The organism is Caulobacter sp. 05T431, assembly GCF_056665975.1.
Genome location: NZ_JBFTKU010000161.1, coordinates 1 through 383, shown reverse-complemented (window position 1 = coordinate 383; position 383 = coordinate 1). Strand labels below are relative to the sequence as shown.

Annotated in this window: 1 protein-coding gene; it reads left to right on the top strand. The window is 57.4% G+C overall.

The genetic code is table 11. From position 1 onward, the window contains the following. On the top strand, positions 1-219 hold a 219-nt coding region (locus AC1U89_RS24955), incomplete at its 5' end, for a cytochrome d ubiquinol oxidase subunit II (protein ID WP_479902297.1). Positions 220-383 lie beyond the last annotated feature (164 nt).

Below are 383 nucleotides of genomic sequence, written 5' to 3'. Positions count from 1 at the left end.
GCCTTGTTCGTGGTGGCATATGGGATGTTCGCCGTCTCGTTCTGGCCGTACATCGTGCCGTTCAGCATCACGATCAATGAGGCTGCTGCGCCGATGTCGAGCCTGTCGTTCATGTTCTGGGGGGCTGGTCTCTTTGTCTTCCCATTGATGCTGGCTTACACCCTGTGCGGCTACACGGTCTTCAAAGGCAAGGTTGACGTCACGTCCGAGCATTATTGAAGGCGCTACGCTATCTGACTGACGTCGAGCATCCTCAGTCAGATAGCGGCGAAGAAGAAGCGGGTCATTCCGGCACGATGTCGGGGCGGTCACGCGGGAACTGCGCCAGCGTTTCCGCGCTGATGTTCAACGTTTGCATGACCATCTCAGGCGGTGTATGCGTG